Raw genomic sequence first — 26,611 nt, 5'->3', positions numbered from 1 at the left:
GTGAGTAAAGAAAAACAGACTAATGAAAAAGATTTTATAGAAAATCAACCGGCAACGGATGAAACGAAAGATTTTGAAGCTCAAGTAGATGATCAACAAGCATCTGAATCTGAAAAAGATAAAATCAAATCAGAGTTAACTAGGGTGCAGGAACAAAATAAAGATTTAGAAGATAAATATTTACGTAGTCAAGCAGAAATGCAAAATATGCAAAATCGTTATAATAATGAACGTGCACAATTGATTAAGTATGAATCTCAGTCTTTAGCTAAAGACATTTTACCGGCAATGGATAATTTAGAAAGAGCTTTAGCAATTGAAGTAGATGATGAAGCTTCAAAGCAGCTTAAAAAGGGTGTTCAAATGACTCTTGACTCCTTAATTAAGGCGATGAAAGATCATGGAATTAGTGAAATCGATGCTGAAGGTGTAGAATTTGATCCAAACTTACATCAGGCAGTTCAAACGGTTGCTGCTGAAAATAATGAGCAGAAGAATTATATCGTTCAGGTTTTACAAAAGGGTTATTTATATAAGGATCGCACATTAAGACCAGCAATGGTTGTTGTTGCACAATAATTGAAAGGAAGTTTTATTAATGTCAAAAGTTATCGGTATTGATCTTGGAACAACTAACTCTGCAGTTGCAGTTCTTGAAGGTAAGGAACCAAAAATTATTACTAATCCAGAAGGTAACAGAACTACTCCTTCAGTAGTTGCCTTTAAGGATGGTGAAATTCAAGTTGGTGAAGTAGCTAAACGGCAAGCAATTACTAATCCTAATACTATTTCTTCAATTAAGCGTCACATTGGTGAGGCTGGTTATAAAGTCAAAATTGGGGATAAGGCCTATACACCACAAGAAATTTCTGCAATGATTTTACAATATATTAAGAAATTTTCAGAAGACTATTTAGGTGAGAAGGTTACTGAAGCAGTTATTACGGTTCCAGCTTACTTTAATGATGCTCAACGTCAAGCTACTAAAGATGCTGGTAAAATTGCTGGTTTAGAAGTAAAACGGATTATTAACGAACCAACCGCTTCATCACTTGCTTATGGTTTGGATAAAGATGCTGAAGATGAAAAAGTTTTAGTGTATGACCTTGGTGGTGGAACTTTCGATGTTTCTGTTTTGCAACTAGGTGATGGTGTCTTTCAGGTATTATCCACTAATGGTGATACACGTCTTGGTGGTGATGACTTTGATAATAAGATTATTGACTGGCTTGTTAAAGGCTTTAAAGATGAAAATGGTGTGGACTTATCAACTGATAAGATGGCACTACAGAGATTAAAAGATGCTGCTGAAAAAGCTAAGAAAGATCTATCTGGTGTATCTTCAACTCACATTTCACTTCCATTTATTTCTGCTGGTGAAGCCGGTCCATTACACTTAGAAGCTGATTTGACTCGTGCGAAGTTTGATGAATTAACGGCTGATCTTGTTGATCGAACTAAGATTCCATTTGATAATGCACTAAAAGATGCAGACTTAACTGTTAATGATATTGATAAGGTTATTTTAAATGGTGGATCGACTAGAATTCCAGCGGTTCAAGAAGCAGTTAAGAAGTGGTCTGGAAAAGAACCTGACCACTCAATCAATCCTGATGAAGCTGTTGCCTTAGGTGCTGCTATTCAAGGTGGTGTTATTTCAGGTGATGTTAAGGATGTCGTTTTACTCGATGTTACTCCACTTTCACTTGGTATTGAAACCATGGGTGGTGTCTTCACTAAATTAATTGAAAAGAATACCACAATTCCAACGTCTAAGAGTCAAATCTTTTCAACTGCTGCTGATAATCAACCTGCTGTTGATGTCCACGTTTTGCAAGGTGAACGTCCAATGGCTGCTGATGATAAGACCTTGGGTCGTTTTGAACTGACTGATATTCCTGCTGCACCTCGTGGTGTTCCACAAATTCAAGTAACCTTTGATATCGATAAGAATGGAATTGTAAACGTTTCGGCTAAAGATATGGGTACAGGTAAAGAACAAAAGATTACCATTAAGAGTTCATCTGGTTTATCCGATGAAGAAATTCAAAAGATGCAAAAAGAAGCTGAAGAGCATGCCGAAGAAGATAAAAAGAAGAAAGAAGAAGTTGACTTACGCAATGAAGTTGACCAATTAATTTTCTCAACTGAAAAGACTTTGGGTGAAGTTAAGGATAAAGTTTCTGAAGACGACATTAAGAAGGTTCAAGATGCGCTTGATGAATTGAAGCAGGCACAAAAGGACAATAACTTGGAAGAAATGAAGACTAAGAAAGATGCACTATCAAAAGTTGCTCAAGACTTAGCGGTTAAGTTATACCAAGCTAATGGTGGAGCTCAAGGACAACCTGGTGCTGAAGCTGATGGTCAAAATGGCAATGCAGGTGATGGTTCAGCTAGCGATGGCGAATTTCATAAAGTAGACCCTGACAAGTAATGGGTTTATAATTGAATAAATTAGAAAAGAACTGCCATGAAAGTAGTTCTTTTCTTTTGGAAAGTAAGGAGCTTTTAGATGGCACAAGAAGATTATTATAGTGTGCTAGGTGTTGATCGAAATGCCAGTGATAAAGAAATTAATTCTGCTTATCGTAAATTAGCTAAGAAATACCATCCTGATATCAATCATGAACCAGGTGCAGAGGAAAAATACAAAAAAATAAATGAAGCTTATGAAGTTCTTCATGACCCACAAAAGAAGAGTCAGTACGATCAATTTGGTGCAGCTGGTGTGAATGGCCAAGCTGGCTTTGGTGGTGCAGGTCAAGGCTACGGTGACTTTAGTGGTTTCGGTGATTTTGGTGATATTTTTAACGATTTCTTTGGTGGCGCTTCTAGTGGACAGCGACGAGCAGATCCGACTGCACCAACACGCGGCGAAGATTTAGACTATACCCTAACTATTGATTTCATGGATTCTATTACTGGTAAAAAAACGCAAGTTTCATATACTCGTAGTGAAATTTGTGGGACATGTAAGGGAAGTGGTGCTGAAAAGGGTACCCATCCAATTACTTGTGACAAATGTAATGGAACAGGTTATATGACGGTTACACAGAAATCGATGATTGGGATGATTCGACGGCAAACAGTTTGTGACAAATGTAATGGACGAGGGATTATTATTGAACATCCTTGTGGTACGTGTCATGGAAATGGTGTTGTAGATGGTAAAAACACTATAGAAGTTAATATTCCAGCCGGAATTGACAATGGTCAGCAGTTACGCTATGAAGGTCAAGGGGAAGCTGGTAAAAACGGTGGGCCTTATGGTGATTTGTATATTTCATATCGAATAAAACAGTCCAAGGACTTTAAACGAGAAGGCAATACAATTTATACAACGGTGCCAATTTCATTTGCTCAGGCTACTCTTGGGGATGAAATTACAGTTAAAACTGTTCATGGGGAGCAAAAATTAAAAATTCCTGCTGGTACCCAGCCTAATAAAAAATTCACATTAAGAGGTGAGGGAGTTCCATATTTACGTGGTAATGCATGTGGTGACCAGATAACGACAGTCGAAGTACAAATTCCTAAAACTCTTAACGAAAAACAAAGAGCAGCCTTGGTTGACTTTGTTAAGGCTGGCGGGGGATCCATTAACCCACAAGAAAAAGGTTTCTTTGAAAGATTAAAAGAAAAACTGCAATAATTAAGAAAACGCAATTTAGTTATTGCGTTTTTTTATTCTGCTAAACTGTCAATGAAAATCATAGCATTTAAAAATGTTTGCTAGATAATTAATTTAATTGATTTTAGTAGTAATAATTACTTAAAAGTTAATGTTAAGACTTTATTCTGAAACATAGGTCTAACGTGCAGTTATTTTTTCAATATGGGGGTATGGTATAATTGTCTTACACAGAAAGAAGAAAGTAGTCTTCACAATAATATAGTAAATAATTATTAATCTGAAAGTAATTAAGAAATAAAAATTGCATCAATCAGCATTAAAACGTTGATTGGTCAATGACAGAAAAAACAAAAGGATGCAAATGATTTATGGATCTAACAAAATTAGAAGATTATAAAAAACATATTCGCAACTTTTCAATTGTTGCTCATATTGATCATGGTAAATCAACGATTGCTGATCGAATTTTAGAGTTAACCGATACGGTTTCAGAGCGGCAGTTAAAGAATCAAATGCTAGATGATATGCCACTTGAGCGTCAACGAGGAATTACAATTAAAATGAACTCAGTTGAAATTAAATATCATGCTCAAAATGGTGAAGATTATATTTTTCATCTTATTGATACACCAGGTCATGTTGATTTTTCTTATGAAGTTTCAAGGTCACTAGCTGCTTGTGAAGGAGCGCTTTTGGTCGTTGATGCTTCTCAAGGTGTACAGGCACAAACCTTAGCCAATACATATTTAGCTATTGATGATGATTTAGAAATTTTACCGGTTATTAATAAAATTGATTTACCATCAGCAAATCCCGAGCAAGCAAAAGAAGAGATTACCGAGATGTTAGGATTAGATGCGTCTAATGCGGCTGAAGTTTCAGGTAAAACTGGGCAAGGTATTGGTGATTTATTAGAAAGAATTGTACAAGATATTCCTGCTCCGGATGGTGATTTAGAGGCACCACTTAAGGCTTTGATTTTTGATTCAAAATATGACGACTATCGCGGAGTCGTCTTATCAATTAGAGTCGAAGATGGAATGGTTAAACCTGGTGACCATATTAAAATCATGAATACGGGAAAAGAGTATGAAGTAACTGAGGTTGGTGTTTCTAGTCCGCATCCCGTGAAAAAAGATCTTTTAATTGCTGGAGATGTTGGCTATCTAACAGCTAATATTAAGTCAGTTCGTGAAACTGGGGTGGGAGATACAATTACTTCAAGCGAAAATGCGACAGCTGAACCACTTCCTGGCTATCGTCAAATCCCACCAATGGTTTATTCGGGTATGTATCCAGTTGATAACTCAAAATATGACGATTTGAAAGAGGCACTTCAAAAATTACAATTAAATGATGCTGCACTGGAATTTGAACCAGAAACTTCTACTGCATTAGGATTTGGTTTCCGTTGTGGCTTTTTAGGTCTATTGCATATGGATGTGGTTCAAGAAAGATTAGAGCAAGAATTTAATTTAGATCTAATTATGACAGCCCCTTCAGTCGATTATCATGCAATTATGAACGATGGCTCTACAAAAGTGATTGACAATCCATCTGATTTGCCTTCAGCTGGAGAATATCGTGAAGTTCAAGAACCTTATGTTAAAGCAGAAGTAATGGTACCAAATGACTTTGTAGGTCCGGTAATGGAACTTTGTCAACGTAAACGCGGTGAATTTGTCACAATGGATTATTTAGATAAATACCGGGTTAATGTAATTTATAATATGCCTTTAGCGGAAATAATCTATGATTTCTTCGATGATTTAAAATCGTCTACTAAAGGATACGCTTCACTGGACTATGAAATTACTGGCTATCGTGCAACCGATTTAGTCAAGATTGATATTTTGCTAAATAAACAAGTTATCGATGCCTTGAGCTTTATTGCTCATCGCGATGAATCACAAAATAGAGCAAGACAAATGACTTCAATGCTAAAGAAGCTGATTCCAAGGCAAAACTTTGAAGTTGATATTCAAGGAGCAATTGGAGCAAAAATAATTTCGCGAGCAACAATTAAGCCGTATCGTAAAGATGTTACTTGGAAAATTCATACAGGTGACCCTGATCGTCGGGCAAAGTTACTTGAAAAACAAAAACGTGGTAAAAAGAGAATGAAGGCTGTTGGACAAGTTGAAGTTCCCCAAGATGCGTTTATGGCAGTTTTAAGAATGAATGACGATGATTTAAACTCAAAATAAATTTTAACAAGATATTTTAATTCCAAAGATTTAATATAGTACTGTGACAATTTTTAAGTTCCAGCATCTCAATATTTAACTTTGGAATTTTACTATTTTAGAGAAGGCATAATTAAGTAAATGATAAAGTGGAAAGAGCGCACTAGTAAAGAATTAGCTCCTGAATTAGTTGAAAAATATCAGCTAAAACCCATTGCTGCAAAATTGTTTGCATTACGCAATCTAAATACAGCAGAGAAATTAGAATATTGGTTAAATGCTACCGAAGAAGATTTAGCTGATCCTAATTTAATGCATGATATGGCTAAAGCAGTCGCACGTATTAATTTAGCTATTGAGCATAATGAAAAAATAACTATTTATGGCGATTATGATGCAGATGGAATAACAGCTACTGCTATTATGATGGAAACACTGGAAATTTTAGGGGCTGATGTGCACTATTTTATTCCTAATCGTTTTGAAGATGGTTATGGGCCCAATTTAGCGGCATATAAGAAAATAGTTGCTAATGGTACTAATTTAATTATTACCGTTGACAATGGTATTACTGGAGTAGAAGAAGTAGCTTATGCCAAGCACAAGGGTGTTGATACAATAATTACGGATCATCACAAAATGCAAGAAAATGTACCCGATTGTTATGCCCTAGTGCACTGCAACTATCCGGGACAAAAATATCCGTTTGATGATTATTGTGGCGCGGGAGTTGCTTATACAATTTGTCGTGAATTGATGCAAGATCCGATGCCTGAATTATTAGAGCTTGCGATGATTGGCACAATTGGCGACATGGTGAAAATTTCAGGTGAGGGGCACATTGTTGTCAAACGTGGTTTAGAAGTACTAAATCAAACCGATAGACCTGGGCTGAAGGCACTAATTAAAAATTCAGGATTGCAAAGTGGTCAAATTGATGAGAATGATGTTGGTTTTAATATTACTCCCAGATTAAATGCAGTGGGAAGACTCGATAATGCTAGTTTGGCAGTTGAACTATTGTTGTGTGAAAGTGAAGCTGAAGCGCAAAAAATAGCCGATAAGATTGAAAACCTTAATGAACAGCGTAAAGATTTAACAGCTAAAGTATATAAGGCATGCTTACAGCAAGTAAAAGTCAATAATTGGCAATCAAGAAAAACACTTGTTATCTATTCAGCTGACTTTCACGAAGGTGTCTTAGGACTGGTAGCTAATAAAATTGCCGAAGAGTTACATAAACCAACAATTATTTTAACTAAAAATAAAGCAGGAATTATCAAAGGTTCAGGGCGTTCAGTTGCAAATTTTAATATTTTTAATGCGTTAGATAGCTTAAAACAAAATTTATTTCTTAAATTTGGTGGTCATGACTTTGCTTGTGGGCTATCAATGGAAGAAAGCAAAATTGCTACCCTTAGAACCGAATTTGAAGCTAGTTACGATATTCATGAAAGTACAATAGTTAAGTATTATGATTTTGAATTACCATTTACGCATCTTTCTCTTGATATTATGCACCAAATTAATCAAGTTGGACCCTATGGAACTGACAATGTAAAGCCAATTTTCAGTATTTCTAATTTAGAAATCAGCAGTTGCTTTTTTATGGGTAAGGATAAGAACCATATTAAATTAACATTAAGCCAAAAAAATAATAAATTAGAGGTAGTGGGCTTTAATAAAAAATACATAACTAAAGGTTTATTACCATATATAAACCAATTGTTTATCCAACTTGGTGAAAATAATTATCGTAATCAAGTTAAATTACAGGGAATAATCGAAGGAATTGTTTTTTCAGCGCCTAAATTTTTGTTTTCAACTCCAGTAATTGATTTGCGTCAAGAAAAGCATGTAATGGGCTTTGCTGATCGCTATCTTTTATTTGACAAACAAAACTTAGAAGTGGCAAATAATAGTTTTGATATTGATTCTAAAAAAATCACCCTAATTGATGAATATGATAATGACAGTGATCGTGAAGTTGTGGTCTTTCTTGATACACCTCATAATCAGGCTGAATTGGATCAAGCCTTGACTAAAAATTATAAACAGCTTTATTTACGCTTTCTGCTAGATCAATTACCAATTAAATTAATGCCGGCAAAGAAATATTTTGAAGTGCTTCTTAAATATGTATACCAGCATCCAGGATTAGAAATTAATGAATATCGACAGGTGGCACCATTTTTAGGTATTGATTATCAGAATATACTATTTATTATGCGTGTTTTTTATGAATTAAAATTTATTACAATTAAGCAAAATAAAATTTGGGGTATTAAAAATCCAGAAAAAAAAGCCTTGACTGCTTCAAAGTATTTTTGTGCTATTCAATCACAGCTTAATTTTATTCAACAATTACGACAAATGCCAAGTGAAAAGTTGCTAATGTATGTTAATCAGCAATTAAAGAACAATAATTAATAGCATTTAATGCTTTTAAGATAAAAGTCTGGTAGAATAGATAAGTCAAAGAAGCTGTAGCAAGCAATTGAATTTGGAGGTTTTTTTCTTCTTATGGCAAACGTTTTTGAAGATCATATTGCAAGTGTCAAGGATTTCCCGAATAAAGGAATTACTTTCCGCGACATTACACCCATCTTGCAAGATGGGAAGTTATTTCGAGAAGCTACTCACCAATTGGCGGAATACGCTAAAAGTAGAGCGGCTGATGTAATTGTAGGCCCTGAGGCACGCGGTTTTATTGTTGGCTGTCCAGTAGCAACTGAATTGGGCTTAGGTTTTGTTCCCGCCAGGAAGCCACAGAAACTACCACGTGAAGTTGAGCGCGCATCCTATGATTTAGAATATGGTTCCAATATTTTGGAAATGCATAAAGATGCAATTAAACCCGGACAACGAGTAGTCATCTGTGATGATTTGCTTGCTACGGCTGGAACTTTAAGAGCATGTAAGGAACTTGTTGAAGAACTAGGTGGCGAACTAGTAGGAGCTGCTTTTTATATTGAACTACCTGATTTAAAGGGTAAAGAGAAGTTGCCAGGCTTAGATGTCTTTTCTCTTGTTCAGTATCATGGAGCTTAAGAACAATAAAAAAGGCTTGATGCACAAGTGTATCAAGCCTTTTATTTATAGGACTCTGGTATTTAAAAGTAGGGATCAACTTAATTTTCTTAAACAGAACGTAATCATCGCAAACTTTTTTTAATTTTAGAACGAAATCTTTTTACAAATAGTGTTCAAGTATTTATAATGGTACGGTATCTCAAAAAAAGGAGCATAAATAATTTGAAATTAAGAAAAGCAACCATGGCTGATTTTGACCAAATTATGACGATTTTGAAAGATGGCGCTAACCAGTTAGCTGAAAGAGGAGTTGATCAATGGCAAGGAGATTATCCTTCTAAAGCTCAAATTAAAGAGGATATTGAACATGGTTCAGCATACCTAGCTTCTTCAGCAGATAATGAAACAATTGGGGCAATTTCTATTGTAAACGCTCCTGATCATGCTTACGATAAGTTAGTTGGTCAGTGGTTATGTAATACTGGTAAATATGTAGTCATTCATCGAGTAGCAATCCATTCAAATTATGCAGGGAAGGGCTATGCAACAGAATTATTAAGTTCTGTTATTAATTATATTCTCGATAATAGAACAGATATTGATTCAATTCGCATTGATACTCACGAAGATAATAAGGCAATGCAACATTTAATTAATAAGATGGGCTTTACTCGAGTAGGTACTTTGCATGGTGTATATAGATCAAATGAAACATCTTATGTGTATGAATTAAAGAGCAATAATTAATAAAAGGTTCCGTTAACTTTGGGAATCTTTTTTAATTTATTGTTGTTTTTTTAGCTAGTTTTGTAGTATATTTAAATAAACTGTTTAAACAATAACTACTAAAACACAAATTATATATTGATTTATTGCAAAAAACAAAACAGTTAAAGCTTATTAAATTAAAACCGTATAACTCGATAAAATCAACAATTTTAAGGGGGTGGTTAGAGGGTCATTGATATATTATGATTTATGTTAATGATTCAAATTTTAAATAAACTAATTAAATTTCCTGATTAATTAAATATTTTTTCCTATTTTTAATTTTTATAACCAAACACATATACAAACACATATACAAACATATTTTATTAGGCGAGGATAGTCAGGAACGCCTGATAATCTTTAAAAGCTGAGTACGTCAAAATAGCGTGCTCAGCTTTTTTAATTATTAAAGAGGCAACAAGAAGCAGCTCATATTTGAGAGACAATAAAAATCGCTCCCAAACTTATCACAAGAGATATTTGGAGCGATCTACTTCAATTTTAGTTATTTATTTTTCATAATTGGTTGATAAAATAAATCAATTAAGATTGCTGCTATTAAACTAATAAAAATAGTAATTAGCAAATTTATCCAATTAATCTGAGTCATCGCAATTCCGCTCAATGCAAGCACAATTGTTAGAATAATATCTCCCATTTGCGTTAATCCAACGGCTTTAGAAGGATAGTCTTGCCAAAAGTAATGCTTTGTTCGAGTTATTAAAATAATAAACATTGCACTTAAAACTAGATATACATAGACCATAGTTGAAATAGTACCATGACTAAAGTTATGGTTATTTAAGTACCATATACCTGCTATGCCAATTAGGGTCCAGCCGAATGCTAGTGAAAAAGCAATTTTAGCTAACTTAGCCATATCCCAATTTTCTGGTTGGTAAGTGATGTGGGTGCGATCAGTACCAATCATCATTGTAACCATGTTATTCATAATGGTATAAATAACCATTGCATTTAAGGCCATAGGGATATAATCGAAAAATAAATAGCCAAAAGTAAGTAGCATAGTGAGTTGAGCAGTTCTAGCTAATTTTGTTAACGACCAGGTAGTCATTCGCTGATATACCCGATGTCCAGCGTCTAGAATTTTAACAATGGATGTTAAGCCATCATCAAGAAGAACCATCTTACTGGATCGTTTGGCAACGTCGGCTGCATTTGAAACAGCGATTCCAACCTCGGCTTGTTTTAATGCAGGAGAATCATTGACACCATCCCCAGTCATTCCTACAATATAACCTTTTTTTTGAAAAAATTTGACCATTCGTAATTTATCTTCTGGTAAAACGTCAGCAATTCCAGCAAGATGTTGAATATCAGTTTGATCATTAAAATCATGAATAGAAATAACTTTTCCGCTTAAGTTAACTTGTTTTGCAACAGACTGAGCGGTTTTTTGGTTATCACCAGTTAGCATAATTGGCAGAACACCACGTTTTTTAAGTTCAGCTAGAGCAGCTTTTGAGTCAGATCTTACTTTATCTTCTAAAATAAATACTCCCGCTAAAATATCATCAATTAACACAGCAACTGACCGTCCTGAACTAAAATCAACATCTTTAACTTTGGTTAGGGCAGTTGAATCAATTAAAGATAATTGCTTGAATGACCCTAATTTAACATTATGGTTATCAACATTGGCCATTGAATAGCCTCTTGCAGAGGTAAAAGGAGTAAAGTCCTTACTAGTTTTAATCTGTAAGTTGCAGTTGGAAATATAATCGGTAATCGCAGTATCAATAATTTTTTTATTTCTTTGATCAATGGCGGCAGAAGCAAGTTCTAATACCGTATCATTGCTCATCTCACTAAAATTAGTCCATTGAGAAACAGCTGTTTTATTTTCGGTAATTGTTCCAGTTTTATCTAATAAAATCAAATTTAAATTAGCTGCATCTTGAATACCGGTTAAATCAGATGTCAAAACCCCCTCTTTGCTTAATCTAGTAGCTTCAAAGGAATTGGAGAGGGCAAAGGTTGAAGGCATCGCAACAGGTATGGAGGCAATAAACATCATTGCCAAAAATGGTAGCATATCAATTAAATTCTTCAAATCACCACCTTTAAAGAAGGAAGCAATCACGATTACTAAAGTTAAAATTCCATCAAGGATACAGAGATAATAAATAATTTTAGTTAATAGTTGTTGCAAGTGACCTGGAGCAGCTGAATTATTAATTAAATTAATGGTTTTCCCAGAACGTGAATTTGCCCCAGTTGCGGTTACACGAGCTAGGGAACTTCCTTCGGTTACAGTGGTACCCGCAAAGGCGATATCTGTAATGTTCTTTTTTACGGTTTTTGCTTCACCCGTAATAGAACTTTCATCAAAAGAAACTGGATTATCAAGTATTTGAACATCTGCCGCTAGCACATCGCCAGATTGGATACTAATCAAATCGCCTGGAACTAAATATTTGGAATCAATAGTTTTCCAAATTCCATCGCGTTGAACTGATACCAGCGGGGTTAATTTATGAGAAATAGTGTTTAAAACACGGCGAGATTGTTTTTTCTTTGAAGCACCATTCCAAGCAGCAAATAGTAACATTAATAAAACGAAAAAAGATTGGATCCATTTGCCTAAGAGACACTCAAGAAGTAAGGCAGCTTCTAAAATCCAGGCGGATAGATTCCATAATTTAGCTAAAAATTCTTTAAAAAAGTTAAATTGAGGTTCGGGTACTTCGTTTAACCCATTTTTTGTTAGTAATTCATCTGCTTCGGCTTGACTTAAGCTAGCAATTTTTTCAGACATAATTTTCCTTCCTTAACAAGTAATTCTTTATTTAAGTTAGCATAAATATGCCCCGTTTTCTAGCAAATAAAACGGAATGGTTTTACTTACAACAAATAGGGCACAAAAAAAAAGCTTGCTTATTAAGCAAGCCTTTTTATGATAAGACTAATTAGTCCTTGTTAACGTTATCTGGGAAAGTAGCTAAACGTTCACCTGCACCAAGTTCTTCTTCGATTTCAAGTAAACGGTTGTACTTCTCAACACGTTCTGAACGAGCTGGAGCACCAGTCTTCAATTGGCCACCATTAATTGCAACAGCGAAGTCAGCAATGAAAGTATCACCAGTTTCACCTGAACGGTGAGAAATCATGGTGTTGTAACCATTCTTACGTGAAAGACGAATAGTTTCCAAAGTTTCAGTAACAGTACCAATTTGATTCAACTTAATTAATGATGCATTACCAGCACCTTCCTTAATAGCTTTAGCTAAAAGTTGAGGATTAGTACAAATGAAGTCATCTAAAACGATTTGAATTCTGTCTTTGTGAGTTTGAGTAAATTTAATCATCCCTTCAACATCATTTTCATCGTATGGATCTTCAATTGAAATTAATTCAGGGAATTCATCAAGTAACTTGTCGTAGTATTCAGCTAATTGATCGTCGTCAAAGACTTTACCTTCAAAGTGGTACTTACCATCTTCTTTGTTGTAGAAGTATGAAGCAGCACAGTCACAAGCAATTGCAATATCTTCACCAGGCTTATAACCGGCCTTAACAATAGCATCGTGTAAAGCTTGCAAAGCTTCTTCAGAGTTCTTCATGTTAGGAGCGAAACCACCTTCGTCACCAAGACCAGTTTCGTAACCCATGTCTTCAAGAACCTTCTTTAATGTGTGGTAAGTGTTAACAATCTTTTCAAAACCGTCACGGAATGAAGTCTTTTTAACTGGGGTAATCATGAATTCTTGAACATCGATACCGTTGTCAGCGTGCTCTCCACCGTTAATAACGTTGTGGAAAGTTTGAGGCATTTCAAGGTCAGTTCCACCAAGGTAACGGTATAAAGGTTGATGAGTATCTTTAGCAGCAGCAGCAGCAGTAGCCATTGATACACCCAAAATTGCATTAGCACCAAGCTTAGCCTTGTTAGGGGTACCATCTAATTCAATCATAACACGGTCAATATTTGCTTGATCGTGAGGATCTAAACCCTTTAAAGCTTCGGCAATCTTAGTATTAACGTTTTCAACGGCTTTGGCAACACCTTTACCGCCAACACGATTATCACCATCACGCAATTCAACAGCTTCGTTTTCACCTGTTGAAGCACCAGATGGAACTTCGGCCTTGCCTACAACACCATTTGAAAGCGTAACAAATGCCTCAACAGTTGGATTACCACGTGAATCATAGATTTCCAGTGCATGAACATTTTCAATGACTGATTTTAACATCTAAAAACCTCCTAAATAATAAATGCTGTACTAATTAGTACATACATTAGTGGAGCAGAGCTCCAAGTCTACATGACAAATTTTAGCCTAAGTTTGTGATTATGTAAACATTTGTAACCGTTTTCTAGTATTAAAAATTTTATAAGCATTTATTCGCTTTTTTAGTCGATTTGCATTATTATTTAACTATACAATCTTAACTTTGATTGGTTTATTTTTGATAAGGATATTCAATAAATGGAAGAAGTAAAATTAATAATCGATTCTAGTGCTAATGAAAAGATAAGTGAAAGACTGATAGTCGTTCCTTTAACAATATCAATTTCAGGTAAAGACTTTATAGATGATGAACATTTAAATATGGCTGATTTTCTTGATTCAATGGCGAAAAATACCGAAGAGGGAAGGACATCTTGTCCAAGTATCGATGAGTGGCTTAAAGCCTTAGAAGGTAGTAGCCGAGCAATTATGTTAACAATTACTAGTGGACTTAGTGGTAGTTTTTCTTCAGCTTATCAAGCAAAGCAGATATATGAAAAAGATAATCCTAATAGTCGGGTCATCGTTATTGATTCTAGAACTGCTGGACCAGAGGTTTCAATGATTCAACGTGAAATTGAACGCTTGGTTGATGATCAAACTAGGTTTGTAGATATAGAACAAAAAATTTCGGAATACAAAACGCATACGCACTTATTGTTTGTGCTACAATCCCTACATAATTTAGCTTTAAACGGTCGTGTAAGTATGGCAGTAGCTAAAGTAGCTAAAATGTTAAAAATCAATCTTGTTGGGACAGCTAGTGAGCAAGGGAAATTGGAACCAATTGCTAAAGTACGTGGTATGAAGCGTTCTTTAAATGAAATATTAAAATTGATGAATGAAATGAACTATCAAGGTGGGCGAGTAATCATTGATCAGTGTAATAATGAAAAGGATGCGCAAGTACTTAAAGAAAAAATTCTCATATCATATCCGCAAGCAGAAATAATAATTCGACCAATGCATGGCCTATGCGCTTTTTACGCAGAAGCTGGTAGTTTAATGGTTGGTTTTGATGAGCAGTAATTTTTAAATAGCGAAAAGCAGTTCAACATAACGATGATGTGAACTGCTTTTTTGGTAATTATTTTATTACACTTTAAAAAAATGACGGTTAAGATACATTGATAGTAATTTTGGCGATTAGTAAAAGACCAATTTGAGTAAAACCTTAAGAAGTAAACCATAAATCGTATCCGATACTATGAAATATGTCTTATGCTATTTAGCTAAGATAGTATTATTGTTCTAATAATTTAGTATTTATAAAAAAGCAAGAAAAATTTGCTGTGATAAGGTAAAACAGAAGACAGCTAAAGAAGTTGCACCAATAACGTCTGAAGGATAGTGGGCTTTCAAACTAATCCTTGATATCACTACCATTATCCAAATGACAGCTAGTGTAATTATTAACCCATTACCAAATTTTGTTCCAAAAATTTCCCAAATAATTAAGATCATACTAGTAGTTCCTAAGACATGACCACTAGGAAAACTATAACCTTCTTCAAGACTGGAGTGCATGAGTGGACGCTTGCGGTGCATCCACTTTTTTAATAGAAGCCCACTTAAATCGGTAAAACCAAGAGTAAATAAAACCCAAAGTGCGGCTAAATTCTTTTGTTCATTAATTAAGAAACTAGCCAAAAAAATATCCCAAACTACTAAGAGTTTTGGATCATTGATGAAAGTAATTATTTGCCAGCTAAAACCATCATGTTGCCCAACTAATTTGTGATGGAGCCAATGGTCAAACAGGTTAAATCGACGTGAGTTTCTAACATTAAAAATAAGTAGTACCAGTATTAGAGCGGACATAATTGCAACCCAGATGTTTAAATACAAGATAAATCCCTACCTATCAAAGTTTAACTTTATTTGACTGTATTTTAACAGTTACCAAGGTTTCAATATACTTTAAAGTACACTCTTGAGTAAAAATTAAGAAAATTGCTAATTATAAATGCTTTTTGTCACTAACTTGTTATTGGTTTAGTTAGAATTATAAACAATTAATTTTAAAAATTTGTCAAATTTAATTGAATATTCCTAGGCAAAAATATTTTTTGCTTCATTAAAATATTTCTGCATGACTTATTAAATCAAGCTCTAATACATGTCTTAGAAACTTAGCTTGAAAAAGTGCCAGCTTTAATAATAAGATATTACAATCTTAAAAGTTTAACATAGGAGAAATTAGAGGATGAAAAAACAAGAAACAGTTTTACTGAATTACTCTAACTTGTTTTTGTTTAGTTTTGTGAAAGTACGATTTTTTAGATTATTTAGTTAACTTTTTTTAAATAATATTAATCTAAGAGAGGAATTAATTATGAAAAATGCAACAAAAAAAATACAATTTTATTTGCTAAAAAATGCGGATTTAATTGAAATACGCGGAGGCAAACATTCTGAAACAAATTTATTAAATAAATACATACATAAATACATGGGTTTTTTCAGAAGTCTCAAAGACTAAAGAAATTAAAGCTAAAGGGTTTTTATTATAATCAAAAATAATTTTGTTCTACTTAAAATTAATAAAAACATATTACTGCTATCTATAGACTTATAGCAAAGATTGTCTAATGAAAAAGTTGATTAATCTAAGAGAGAAGTAGGCTAGAAATTATTTTTTGTGAGTTTTTTTATATTAAAAGGACTAAAAAAAACTATTGTTGTAATAATAAATGTGGTAATCAAAACATATGTAATTGAAGCTAGAGTAACTAAAATATTATTTATATAATCTGTCGAATAAGAAGAAAAAAGGTAGTTGTTTTTAAATAATAAACAGCAATTTAGTATAAGAAAAACAAAAATAGAACATAAAAGAAAGACAAGTGCTTTTGGTTTAGAAAATTTACTCCATTCAGAATAAAAATTAAGATAAACAATATTGATTATAAAAGCTATAAATGGAGTATATTTAATAATCAATTTAAATCCAAAAAATCTCAGATAAGTCATTACGGCAAATGCACATAATAATAAATATAGTATAACGGTTAACGGCTTATTTTTCTTTTTTACATTATTGTCTTTTTTTAATTTTGTATCTTGTATACTACCTAGTTCATCAAGTGAAATTTCAAATATACTACAAAGTTTAGAAAGCATTTCAATATTTGGTGTACTACGATCATTTTCCCAGCTTGATACTGTTTTACGAGAAACTAGTAATTTTTTAGCCAATTGTTCTTGTGTAAGACCATATTTAATACGATAATGTTTAATTTTGTCTCCTAATTCCATCTTTATGACTTTCTATTAAAAAATTTAAATCATGTGTACATACATAGTGACATTCAAGCATTAAAGGCAGTCGATTCTGTAATTCACGCTTTCGGTGGTAAAGAACACACCATTAGCCTGTTAGGTCATGTCAAGTTAGCTACTGGTACCACAGACATATTTAAAAACTTGTCTAGTCCAATAACTAAACCAATCATGGCAACTCTAAACGACGGTAATGACTCACCACAGACCGATAATAAAGAAATGCTAATCCATGCCGATGGTTCAGCTGGTATTATCCAGGGCAGAAACACTCAAGCCGTGCTTATGTCTGGTGACAATGTTATTAACGACCGTGATACAGCGCTATTAATGGGCATGATGGGTAATTACCACTTTGCAGGTGGCACAATTGGCAACATTTTCGGCAGTATTGCTAATAATGTTGGCTCCGCTTTCAATGGTGCAGTCAATTGGGTTAAACAGACCGCTGGAAATCTCAAAAAATACTATGACTTAGCGACTAAAATTGTTATTCACCCAATCAAGTATGTTGAATCACTGTTTTCTTGGTCAAACCCTAAGGGTGTAGCTGGTGCCATGGCTACTCTTGGTAAAGACGCATTTGGAAAAGTCGAGAACAACGTCAAAAACTGGAGGTCAGCACTGTGGAGTATGGCGTCAAACAACTTAGACGGTGGTGGAGCTAGTTCAGCATTACTCAAGGCGGTTGAGAAGTACGGAGAAGGCAAGCCACATGTCTGGGGTGCTACTGGTGCAGACAGTTTCGACTGTTCAGGACTGGTAATGTACGCACTCAAAAAGGCTTTTGGTATTAATTACCCTCACTTCTCTGGTTCACAATATGCGATGAGTCAGCATATTTCGAAATCACAGGCACATTCAGGTGACCTAGTCTTTTGGGGTGCTGGTGGGTAGTGAACACGTTGGTGTATATGCGGGGGAAAAAAGTATTTCTCAGCAGAATCACCATCACAAGGCTTCCATATGAACACACTTGATAGTGTTGTTGGATATGGAGCGCCTAAATTTGGGCGAGTTAAAGGATTACACCAGTCAACGGACGATACCAAGGCAACTAATGGCTTACAGAACTTTGTCAAAAATGAAGTCGGGACTGGTTTCTTCAAATTCATTTCAAAACTTGGCTCAATGTTTGGTGCCAGTGAAGATAACACCACTCAACCGTCAGGTGGACACAAAGATTGGTTAGGGGAAGCAGGTTTTAAACCGTCTGATTTCGGCTATATCAATTACATAGTCAGCCATGAGTCAGGTTGGAACCCTAGAGCAACCAACCTCCAAAGTGGTGCATACGGTATTCCACAGTCGCTACCAGGTTATCAAGAATGGCAGCAGCCAGGTAATTCTTACTATGCACTGATGGAACATACTTTAATCAAACGAATAGTGACTTATACCCCGCAATATTTTGCCTGGGTAACCAATTTTGCCTTACCGTTTTCCAACAATTTGAGTGAGCGAAGTCTGCGCGGCGTCAAGAGCAAAATGAAGGTAGCTGGGCAGTTTGAAAATATCACCAGCAGTAAGAATTACGCGACGATCCGCAGTTACATTGAAACAAGTTATCGCAATGAGAAGAATCCTACTAAGTCCTTAGAGAAATTAATGGCCAGCAAATCGTATCAAGTTAAAGAGCTACTGCAAAAGTAGGCTTATTTAACGTACAGAAAACCCAGTATTGAACAAAGATACTGGGTTTTTTGAGCTTGGCTGTGAATAGTAACAACAAATAAGTATTTTTCCTTGCATAATAATAAGTGTGTTAAAAGATGATTGTAAAAGTAATTTGAAAATAATTTCAGATCAAAAAAGAGGCCTATAGTATGAAAACTTTTAAAAAACTTTTGGCATGTATTAGCTTGCTTATATTTGGAGTAGGAATTACTGGCTCAAATTTTATTCAAGCAAATCAAATTAAGGCAGATACTGACTACATTACACCTTCTGAGCCATGGAGGTACAAATATAATTCTGCTTATTACTATGACTTGTCAACTTCGAGTTATTATCAAGATGTTTGGAATAGTGCGATTAATTCGTGGATTAGTAACGGATTTTATTGGCAGGAAGCTTCAAATAGTTCGAAAACTACTTTAAGTAGTTATGATGGATCCGATAATTTGAGTATAGCCGGAAAAACAAATACGCAATATAATAAAAGTACTGGACAAATCATTAGTAATCAAGTTCTTTTAAATAGAGCTGCACTTACAGCTTATGGTTATTCAAAGAGTGAACGTGTTAATGTCGCTGAACATGAATTAGGACATGCACTTGGACTTGCTCATAATGAGCCCGACAGCATATCAGTTATGAACCCTGCTAACAGATCTTATAGTATTCAAGATTGTGATGTTCGTGGTATGAATGCAATCTATTCTACACCTGCCCTATTCTCCGTGAGAGATTCAGGAGATATTATAACTGTTACTACTTATATGAAAATTGTCCCAAAGAGCAATCGTTAGTGTAAGTGTAATGGATTAATTGATTTTTAATTACTTTTACACACGTTGTCCCTTAATTAAGCATTTAACTAAGGGACATTTTTAAAGTTGTAAATTTATGTTGGTTTCAGAAGGGAGTTGAAAATAATATGCGACTGAGCAAAGAAAAATTAGTATTAGGATGTATAATATTATTAGGGTTATGCATTTTTGGGAGTCAAATATCTCATGCAAAAACAGTTCCTCAAATAAGTAAAACGACTTTGACTTTCAATAAGAAGGACAATGAAGCTAAACTAAAAGGTAAAGCTAAAGGTATTAAAAAGTTAAAGGTGCTATATAATAGAAATGTAATTAAAACAGTTAATATTAGTAAAAAAGGACGCTTTTCTTCAAATTTGAAATTTAGTGGCTATAAAGATGTTATCTTATGTGGTTTAAATAAGTCTGGTAAAGAAATAGTAACTAGACGAAAACTAAGCAGTAAAAATTATGCTTCACCTAAACCGATGATCAATGAGATTGAACGAAAAAATGGTGCAATTTATTTTGACGTGAATGTCAATGAAAATAGTACTCTTATTTTTTATTATAATGGGAAGAAAATTTATACAACTAGAATGAATAAAACAAATTCTCATGACATGACAGTAGCTTTTTCAGATTTTAATCTTACTAATGATTCAAAATACATTTTTGTTAAACAAAAGCAAGTAGGTAAAAAGATTAGTCGGGCCATCAAAACATTAATTCCGGATGAGGGGCAATCTATCGTTTCAACGTATAATTAGACAAAACAAGGGTTCAATGTCATTAAGTAAAAGATTAAATATGGATAAATTAGAGAAAAAAATACTTTTTTAAAATTCGATTCCCGTTTATGGTTCTGTGTTTTCATGGTATTGCAAGATTTAAATTTTAATTATGGGGGTAACGAATCTGTAAGTGTTATGGGCCCACTTTTTGTTTTTGATGTATTTGCAGAAATATGGACTGGCTTTTGTTATCAATGTGCTATCATTAAAGAAATTAACGCTAATAATATCAACGATTCAATGAAAAGATGGATTTTAATTAATACATCTATAAGAATGAGCTTGATTATTGTTAGTATCATGCTTTCAATTTGTACTTATACTAAAATGAAATTTAATCTTTGGTCAGTATTAATATTTTCAATAATAGCTAGCTTAATAGGAGATGGACTTCAAGTTTGTTTTTTAATAAAGAAAAACTGTTGGGAAAATTAATGTTACTTTGAATTTTCGAATAAGTTTCAAAAATCGCGAGAAAAATGTTAATAATAATTGTTTGTCTTTGCTTAAATTCTTTTGCATCAAATAATAATCCGTTTTTCAAAAAATTTATTAAGCAATTTCTACATGACTTAATAAATCAAGCTCTAATGCATATCTTAGAAACTTAGCTTGAAAAAATGCCAACTTTGATTATAAGATATTATAATCTTAGAAGTTCAAACTAGGAGGAATTAGAGGATGAAAAAACAAGAAACAGTTTTTGAGGCGTTAAAAGATATTTATCATCATCTGAAAGAATGGTCAGATCCTAGCTCTGCTTTAAAAAAGGGTAATCTCTTGCCACTGGCGATTGTAATTTTTTGTTTTCCAATTCCAAACGCAATTTTTTTACAAAAAAATGATTTTAGAAGTGGTTTAATTGCCCTAGTATCTCTAATTATAGCTTCTGCTGATATTTTTATTTATCAGCACTTATTGAAAAAAAGTATTGATAATGGTATGTATACCCAACAAATTAAACATTCAAGTATGATAGTATCTGGTTTAAGAGGACTAGTTATTGCAATAGCTGGAATAGAAGTAATTCAGTCTTTCGCAAAAGTTAAAATAAATGTAGGGTTAGTAGTTCTGCTGGCGATTGTAGCAAGTGCGATAGGTGTCGGCCTTCAAAAATTGTTTATTAACCACCATTCTTAGTTTTTTGATAAGTATGTAAAAAATTGAATATGAGAGAAACAAATAATGAACAAGTTAAATAAAAGTAAATTTTACATTTGCAATAACAAAGATTTAGGTAAAATTAATAGTGGGGTTAAAAGAGCGACAATGATGCTATAGATTTTTAATTACTATTGGAAAATTAATTAGAAATCTTCAAAATGTTTTTTCCTAAATTATAGAATGAAGTTGGACATTTGCCCTGATTAGAAAATAAAAAGTTACCATAGAACTTGCTTAATTCTAACATATCTAGGCGGCATCTAAAGGGTCGACATCTTGCTTTTCGACTGGGTGAGGGCAAGGGTCCTCGCATCAAATAAGGTTTCCAGGTTATGTGAAGGTATATTTGAGGAAGAGGCAATAAGATAATTATTGGATATTATAATGACAGAATTAAAAAGTAAGAAAAAAGAAACTAGTAATAAAACTAGTTTCTTTTTTTGCTGAAAACGAGCCCAGTCATTGAATAATAGTAAATAGATGACAGACAAAGCTATGTTAATGAGTGGAGGATATACCAATATAATACTGTGTCTTAATATTTTGAGTTTTAGTAATATCTTGGTGCAGTAAGTAATCCAAGGTAATATTAAAAATGGCGCTTAATTTTAATAAGGTTTCGAGATCAGGCACACTACGATCATTTTCCCAGCTTGAAATTGTTTTTCTTGATACAAGTAGTTGATTGCCTAGTTGCTCTTGAGTAAGCCTGTTTTTGGTACGATAAAACTTAATTTTTAAACCTATTTTCATTTTTAAACCACCTTTTCAAAATTTCATATACATATAAATATATATTAAACCATTTTTTAACTAAATTTAAAAATCAATTTGGTCTTAATAATTTGTACCTAGCACTAACTACCAATTATTCATAGACTGTTGTTAGGTCTACTTTAAATTGTTAATAGATGTTGCTTAACTATAAATGATCAAAAAATCCTTCTAAATAGAGTCTTTTGAACTATGTCTTAGAAACTTAGCTTGAAAAAATACTTGCTTCAAGCATAAAATATTTGGCGTAAAGTGTTTTCATTACAAACTAAGATTGCATCATAGGAGTTCTGAAAGATATATTTTCTCACATTTTAAAATGGGAAAACCAAAATTCTGACCAAACTGGAATAAGAGATACATTTTTAAAATTAATGACTATTTAAAAGGAAGTTTTAATTTATATAGCTACAATGAATACAATCTTTATTTAGTTGAGGCTCAAACCAAATTATCAGCTAAGCAGGCGAAAATAATTCGCTACGGCATGAAGGGTGATGCAGCAATTCTAATAAAAAAAGAAAACGCTCTATCTTATTTTATAAATCAATTATTTAGAAAAAAATTAAAAAGGCGGTTGTATATGCTGAAAATTGAACATCTTAGTAAAAAGTTTGGCGACAAGGTCGCACTAGATGATATTGGTTTTGTAGCTGAACCAGGTAAAATTTTAGGACTAATTGGTCAAAATGGTGCTGGTAAAACTACAACTTTTCATAGTATTTTGAACTTTATTAGCTATGACGGTAAGATTTCCTGGGAAAATAAACAGATAAATGAAGATAATTTTGATCAAATTGGTTATTTACCTGAAGAGCGCAGTTTGATGAAAGAGTTGACGCTTCAAAATCAAATTATTTATTATGCTCAACTCAAAGGGATGAAAAAGCAAGATATTTTAAGTAAAATCGATGCTTGGCTAGATCGCTTTGAGGTCAATGGAAATAAATCTGACAAAATAAAGACTTTATCAAAGGGTAATCAGCAGAAAGTACAGCTGATTTGTACTTTAATTCATCAACCAAAATTAATTATCTTAGACGAACCATTTAGTGGGCTTGATCCAATTAATGCGGAATTACTAAAAACAGCAATTCTAGACGCCAAGAATAATGGAGCTATTATTATTTATTCAAGTCATGATATGGTGAATGTTGAGGAAATTTGCGATTCACTTTTGATGCTCAGAAAAGGCCAGGTAGTTTTAAAAGGTCCGGTTGAAGAAATTCGAAATTCGTTTTCTAAAAATGAAATTCTTGTCAAAACAGCTACACCGCTAGCAGAACTAATTAAATTGCCACATGTTCAAACTGTTGAGCAGAGGAAAAATAATCGCTATTTATTAAGAATAGATGACGAAAAAAGCGGTCCAGAAGTCTTTGCAGCTTTGACAAAAGATCAGTATATTGAAGAATATCAGCAGCAAGCACCAACTTTAGCTGAAATTTTTCGGATGAAAGCGAGTGAGAAGAATGCGTAAATTTGCTATTGTTGTTTGGCACACATTTTGCAAACAAGTAAAATCATGGTCTTTCGTGATGTTATTTTCAGTACCACTTTTGCTCTTAGCTGTTACATTTGGAACCGAATACTTCATTATTAACAGCATGGGTGACACTTATGCTGTTGTCAGCAATAATCCGGAGATAAGTAAACCTTTTGTAAAAGCTAATGTTGAAGATTACGTTGATGACACTATCAAAACAGTTTCAATTGCTAAAAAGAGTTTACAAAATGTTGATATTGACGGTTATGTTGATATTGAAGTTAAACGTGGTCAAATTCAAGCCGATTACTTTGGTACTAAGAAAATTGATTCAAAGTTTAAAAAGAGATTAGTAAAATACCTGAAACAACTTCAAAATGAGCGTAGCAAGAAAGATTCTAAACTAAACTCATCTCAGACTCATCTGACTCCAGTATTAAGCGAGCACTTGCAGAAGATGACCATTAATCTCGGTGAAGATCCTTATCTATTTTTATCAACTATATTTGGAATTATGTTTGTTATCGTTGGTATTTATACTAATATTACCGCACAAGAAATTGCTGCTGATAAAGGGACAAAGATAATTGAGGTTATTTTTTCAAGCATTTCTGCCGTTAAATATTTCACTGGAAAAATTACTGGTATTTTAGGGCTGGTAGTTTTTCAATTATTGATTTATTTAATCATTGGAGCTACTGGGCTAGAAATGATTAAACATATACCGCAAGTTGCTCCTTTTATGGCGCAAACTAATTTATTAGCTTACGCCCGAGCTATTGTCCAAAGTCTTTTAGGAATTAAACTATTATATCTTTTATTGGGAATAATTCTATTCATGATTTTAGCGGCATATTGTGGAGCAGTGGTCAAACGGACAGAAGATGCTTCAAAAGCTGCACAGCCAGTTACTTACTTCTCATTTGTTATCTTATTTATTGGATTAACATCAAGCAATATCAGTACACTAAAGAATCCTATTATAATTTTTTTATCCTTTATTCCTGGATTCTCATCGTTTTTCATGCCCTTACGCTTAATTACTAAAACGGCTAATAATTGGGAGAGTGCCTTTTCTTTGCTTATTTTAATTGGATGCATTGGTTTACTAGTATTTTTTGTTGGCAAATCATATAAACGGTTAATGTTGCAAAACGATAGTAAGCCATTTTGGCAAAAATCAAAGAAGTCATAGTTAAAATGGACAACAATTATAAGAACAAATTTGGCAAAATTGTAAAATTAATTTTGCAGTTTTGCCAATATCATGTATAATTATGGTTGTTGTGGAGAGTTGGCAGAGTGGTAATGCACCGGACTCGAAATCCGGCGAACCAAGTATTCCTTGGCGCGCAGGTTCAAATCCTGTACTCTCCTTAATACAGTGCTTGAAAGCATTGATATAACAGCATTTAAAATATAAATGTTCGCCAAATGCTCGCCGAAGTAATAAAAATGACTTATCTAAATTAATAGATAGGTCATTTTTATATCTCATTAAGTATGTTCTCAATTTTGTCATCTTGCTGAGCCTTATATTCTTCTAACATGTAAGCATATGCTTTGGCTGTTATAGTCATATTTGAGTGTCCTAAACGCTTAGAAATAGCATATAGATCAATTCCTTTAAAAAGAAGCATAGCCACATGCGTGTGTCTTAGACTATGAAAATGGAAACCACTTCGATTAATATCGCATTCTTTTAAGTGGATGCGCAAAACTTTATTTATGCCAGCGGGTGATGGAAGCTTACCATTTTTGTCTGCAAAGACAAATTTTTGATTATTAGTGTTAAGCTGTTGCAATAAATTTAGCAAACTATCATTGACTCTAATCGTTCTAATAGAAGAAGGGGTTTTGGGTTCTTTAAGTTTGTTATTGATATAATCGTAAGTCTTAGTGATTGAAATGGTATTTTTCTTAAAATTAATATCAGTCCATTCAAGAGCCATGATTTCGCCAATTCGCATTCCAGTATAAAGCGCAGTTATTATCATGTAACGACTAGTAAAACGTGGATTAATTTTATTTTCTAAATTTGCAAGTAATGCAACAACTTCTTTATTAGTTAAATAATCAACCGTTCTAGTTTTGTCTTTATCCCAAATTAAATTAATTCGTTTAGTAAAATCAGTGGTAATAATCTTATCTGCAATTGCGTCATTCACGCAAGCGCTAATTGTACTATGATTTTTTTGTACTGTTATTTTAGCGTGTTTGCTACCATATTCGTTAATAAATTTTTGATATTGAGATCGACTAATTTTACTTAGTTTTTGATTTTTAAAATATTCTTTTAGGTGCTTGTAAATTTGGTAATATCTATCAACAGAAGTGGTTGTTTTGCCAGGGATGCGATAAGTTTTGGCCCAATCTAAAAAGTATTCAATAAAAATAGGGTCATAATTTGTTATTTGATTTTTATCTTTAGCAACTTCGAATTCATTAGCCCACTTTTTAGCTTGAGTCTTAGTAGCAAAGCCACTTTTGGTTTTATACTTCCTAGTATTGTCTGTGTCATACCACGATACTTGTGCTTGCCAACTGTTGCCGCGTTTTTTGAAATATGCCATATTTTATTTTCCCTTTAAAATTTGCTAAAATAGGGTAGACAAAAAGCTTTTGTCTACAGTGATTAAGCCTTTAAGAGTTGGTTCCAAGCAAGTTCTTAGGGGCTTTTTGTTGATTTTTATACGTTTTTGAATTTAGTATTTGCTTTAATCTTTAAATGTTTTATACTTAACTCAAAGTAAGAAG

Annotated in this window: 23 protein-coding genes and 1 tRNA gene; 18 read left to right on the top strand and 6 right to left on the bottom strand. The window is 33.5% G+C overall.

Features of this window, described 5'->3' with window-relative positions; all coding sequences use genetic code 11:
- The 7 genes from grpE to F5ESL0230_RS04925 all read left to right on the top strand — a co-directional run bounded on the left by grpE (position 1) and on the right by F5ESL0230_RS04925 (position 9,603).
- On the top strand, positions 1-579 hold the full coding sequence (gene grpE / locus F5ESL0230_RS04955) for a nucleotide exchange factor GrpE (RefSeq protein ID WP_122021841.1): 579 nt from the start codon (positions 1-3) through the stop codon (positions 577-579).
- A 19-nt stretch (positions 580-598) separates the two neighbouring features.
- Positions 599-2,437: a molecular chaperone DnaK gene (gene dnaK / locus F5ESL0230_RS04950; RefSeq protein WP_090092174.1), complete on the top strand. Its 1,839-nt coding sequence runs from the start codon at positions 599-601 to the stop codon at positions 2,435-2,437.
- A gap of 78 nt (positions 2,438-2,515) precedes the next feature.
- Positions 2,516-3,655: a molecular chaperone DnaJ gene (dnaJ, locus tag F5ESL0230_RS04945; protein WP_122021840.1), complete on the top strand. Its 1,140-nt coding sequence runs from the start codon at positions 2,516-2,518 to the stop codon at positions 3,653-3,655.
- Between the two features lie 350 nt (positions 3,656-4,005).
- Positions 4,006-5,844, top strand: a complete 1,839-nt coding sequence (gene lepA / locus F5ESL0230_RS04940; protein WP_122021839.1) for a translation elongation factor 4 — start codon at positions 4,006-4,008, stop codon at positions 5,842-5,844.
- A gap of 123 nt (positions 5,845-5,967) precedes the next feature.
- Complete coding sequence (gene recJ, locus F5ESL0230_RS04935) at positions 5,968-8,253, top strand: single-stranded-DNA-specific exonuclease RecJ (protein WP_122022048.1); 2,286 nt, start codon at positions 5,968-5,970, stop codon at positions 8,251-8,253.
- Between the two features lie 93 nt (positions 8,254-8,346).
- Entirely contained in the window at positions 8,347-8,874 is a 528-nt protein-coding gene (locus F5ESL0230_RS04930) for an adenine phosphoribosyltransferase (protein ID WP_090092169.1), read from the top strand.
- A gap of 168 nt (positions 8,875-9,042) precedes the next feature.
- Positions 9,043-9,603, top strand: a complete 561-nt coding sequence (locus F5ESL0230_RS04925) for a GNAT family N-acetyltransferase (RefSeq protein WP_122021838.1) — start codon at positions 9,043-9,045, stop codon at positions 9,601-9,603.
- Between the two features lie 529 nt (positions 9,604-10,132).
- Here the strand turns inward: F5ESL0230_RS04925 and F5ESL0230_RS04920 are convergent.
- Both F5ESL0230_RS04920 and eno read right to left on the bottom strand, forming a co-directional pair.
- Positions 10,133-12,406, bottom strand: coding sequence for an HAD-IC family P-type ATPase (locus F5ESL0230_RS04920; protein WP_122021837.1), 2,274 nt, complete (start codon positions 12,404-12,406; stop codon positions 10,133-10,135).
- Positions 12,407-12,557: 151 nt separating this feature from the next.
- Positions 12,558-13,844 (bottom strand): phosphopyruvate hydratase, encoded by a 1,287-nt coding sequence (gene eno / locus F5ESL0230_RS04915; protein ID WP_118897025.1) that lies wholly within the window; start codon positions 13,842-13,844, stop codon positions 12,558-12,560.
- 237 nt (positions 13,845-14,081) lie between these two features.
- Here eno and F5ESL0230_RS04910 point away from each other — a divergent pair, with 237 nt between their 5' ends.
- Complete coding sequence (locus tag F5ESL0230_RS04910) at positions 14,082-14,912, top strand: DegV family protein (protein ID WP_122021836.1); 831 nt, start codon at positions 14,082-14,084, stop codon at positions 14,910-14,912.
- Between the two features lie 237 nt (positions 14,913-15,149).
- Here the strand turns inward: F5ESL0230_RS04910 and F5ESL0230_RS04905 are convergent, their stop codons facing one another.
- Positions 15,150-15,704: a phosphatase PAP2 family protein gene (locus F5ESL0230_RS04905; RefSeq protein WP_122022047.1), complete on the bottom strand. Its 555-nt coding sequence runs from the start codon at positions 15,702-15,704 to the stop codon at positions 15,150-15,152.
- Positions 15,705-16,218: 514 nt separating this feature from the next.
- Here F5ESL0230_RS04905 and F5ESL0230_RS08565 point away from each other — a divergent pair.
- On the top strand, positions 16,219-16,365 hold the full coding sequence (locus F5ESL0230_RS08565) for a hypothetical protein (RefSeq protein WP_158592493.1): 147 nt from the start codon (positions 16,219-16,221) through the stop codon (positions 16,363-16,365).
- Positions 16,366-16,508: 143 nt separating this feature from the next.
- Here the strand turns inward: F5ESL0230_RS08565 and F5ESL0230_RS04900 are convergent, their stop codons facing one another.
- The gene (locus F5ESL0230_RS04900) at positions 16,509-17,141 is read right to left on the bottom strand and encodes a helix-turn-helix transcriptional regulator (protein WP_090092160.1); all 633 of its coding nucleotides are present in this window, start codon (positions 17,139-17,141) and stop codon (positions 16,509-16,511) included.
- Between the two features lie 33 nt (positions 17,142-17,174).
- On the opposite strand from F5ESL0230_RS04900, the gene F5ESL0230_RS04895 reads away from it, so the two are divergent.
- From F5ESL0230_RS04895 to F5ESL0230_RS04870, 6 genes are all read left to right on the top strand, one after another.
- Complete coding sequence (locus F5ESL0230_RS04895) at positions 17,175-18,062, top strand: C40 family peptidase (protein ID WP_122021835.1); 888 nt, start codon at positions 17,175-17,177, stop codon at positions 18,060-18,062.
- 69 nt (positions 18,063-18,131) lie between these two features.
- Positions 18,132-18,818 (top strand): hypothetical protein, encoded by a 687-nt coding sequence (locus F5ESL0230_RS08495; RefSeq protein WP_199692499.1) that lies wholly within the window; start codon positions 18,132-18,134, stop codon positions 18,816-18,818.
- Positions 18,819-18,991: 173 nt separating this feature from the next.
- On the top strand, positions 18,992-19,636 hold the full coding sequence (locus tag F5ESL0230_RS04885; protein WP_122021834.1) for a matrixin family metalloprotease: 645 nt from the start codon (positions 18,992-18,994) through the stop codon (positions 19,634-19,636).
- A gap of 128 nt (positions 19,637-19,764) precedes the next feature.
- Complete coding sequence (locus tag F5ESL0230_RS04880) at positions 19,765-20,406, top strand: hypothetical protein (RefSeq protein WP_122021833.1); 642 nt, start codon at positions 19,765-19,767, stop codon at positions 20,404-20,406.
- Positions 20,407-20,511: 105 nt separating this feature from the next.
- Positions 20,512-20,865: a hypothetical protein gene (locus F5ESL0230_RS04875; protein ID WP_147440871.1), complete on the top strand. Its 354-nt coding sequence runs from the start codon at positions 20,512-20,514 to the stop codon at positions 20,863-20,865.
- Between the two features lie 246 nt (positions 20,866-21,111).
- A complete protein-coding gene (locus F5ESL0230_RS04870; RefSeq protein ID WP_122021831.1) occupies positions 21,112-21,570 on the top strand; it encodes a hypothetical protein in 459 nt (152 codons plus the stop codon).
- A 522-nt stretch (positions 21,571-22,092) separates the two neighbouring features.
- On the opposite strand, the gene F5ESL0230_RS04865 is transcribed toward F5ESL0230_RS04870, so the two are convergent.
- Complete coding sequence (locus F5ESL0230_RS04865) at positions 22,093-22,347, bottom strand: helix-turn-helix domain-containing protein (RefSeq protein WP_122021830.1); 255 nt, start codon at positions 22,345-22,347, stop codon at positions 22,093-22,095.
- 604 nt (positions 22,348-22,951) lie between these two features.
- Between F5ESL0230_RS04865 and F5ESL0230_RS04860 the strand changes: the two genes are divergently transcribed.
- From F5ESL0230_RS04860 to F5ESL0230_RS04850, 3 genes are all read left to right on the top strand, one after another.
- Positions 22,952-23,848, top strand: coding sequence for an ABC transporter ATP-binding protein (locus F5ESL0230_RS04860; RefSeq protein ID WP_122021829.1), 897 nt, complete (start codon positions 22,952-22,954; stop codon positions 23,846-23,848).
- On the top strand, positions 23,841-25,049 hold the full coding sequence (locus tag F5ESL0230_RS04855) for an ABC transporter permease (RefSeq protein ID WP_122021828.1): 1,209 nt from the start codon (positions 23,841-23,843) through the stop codon (positions 25,047-25,049). The genes F5ESL0230_RS04860 and F5ESL0230_RS04855 overlap by 8 nt, the downstream gene beginning before the upstream one ends.
- Before the next feature lie 93 nt (positions 25,050-25,142).
- Positions 25,143-25,231: transfer RNA gene (locus F5ESL0230_RS04850), tRNA-Ser, on the top strand.
- Between the two features lie 110 nt (positions 25,232-25,341).
- Here F5ESL0230_RS04850 and F5ESL0230_RS04845 read toward each other — a convergent pair.
- Positions 25,342-26,427: a tyrosine-type recombinase/integrase gene (locus tag F5ESL0230_RS04845; protein WP_122021827.1), complete on the bottom strand. Its 1,086-nt coding sequence runs from the start codon at positions 26,425-26,427 to the stop codon at positions 25,342-25,344.
- Between the last annotated feature and the right edge of the window lie 184 nt (positions 26,428-26,611).

The organism is Lactobacillus sp. ESL0230 (genome assembly GCF_003692805.1).
Classification (GTDB): Bacteria; Bacillota; Bacilli; order Lactobacillales; family Lactobacillaceae; genus Lactobacillus; species Lactobacillus bombicola.
Note: the sequence above shows the minus strand (reverse complement) of the source record. Positions and strands in the feature narration are given on the sequence as shown.